Genomic DNA, 566 nt, shown 5'->3' on the forward strand with positions numbered 1-566 from the left:
TCGTGTTACTGCCTTCGCAGAATTCTTTATGGATTGCGGTAATCACAGGAGTCGTAGGAATCGGGTGAGCGATTAACGCAACTGCCCCGGAGATCATACTCGCGCAGTTATTTAAGGTCACCACTAAGGTATACTTTCCGCTTTCCGTAGCGGTGTAGCTTTCCTGAGTTGCTCCCTCTATGGCCAAACCTTCTTTGTACCACTGGTTGCCGGTAGCCGAAGATGAAGTCAATATCGTGCTACTGCCTTCGCAGAATTCTTTATGGATTGCGGTAATCACAGGAGTCGTAGGAATCGGGTAAGCGATTAGCACAACTGCCCCGGAGATCAGACTCGCGCAGTTATTTAAGGTCACCACTAAGGTATATTTACCGCTTTCCGTAACCGTGTAGGTTGGTTCCGTTGCGCCATCTATGGCCAGGCCTTCTTTGTACCACTGGTTGCCGGTAGCCGAAGAAGAAGACAGGATCGTATTACTGCCTTCGCAGAATTCTTTATGGATTGCGGTAATCACAGGAGTTGTCGGAATCGGGTGAGCGATTAGCACAACAGGTGCAGAGATCAGG

1 pseudogene is annotated in these 566 nt (G+C 49.3%); it reads right to left on the reverse strand.

Annotation, left to right across the window (positions count from 1 at the left end):
• Positions 1 to 566 (reverse strand): annotated as a pseudogene (locus R2Q66_RS23880) (hypothetical protein); the annotation flags it as partial.

It is taken from the genome of Pedobacter gandavensis (assembly GCF_032677645.1).
In the GTDB taxonomy this organism is placed as follows: Bacteria; Bacteroidota; Bacteroidia; order Sphingobacteriales; family Sphingobacteriaceae; genus Pedobacter; species Pedobacter gandavensis_A.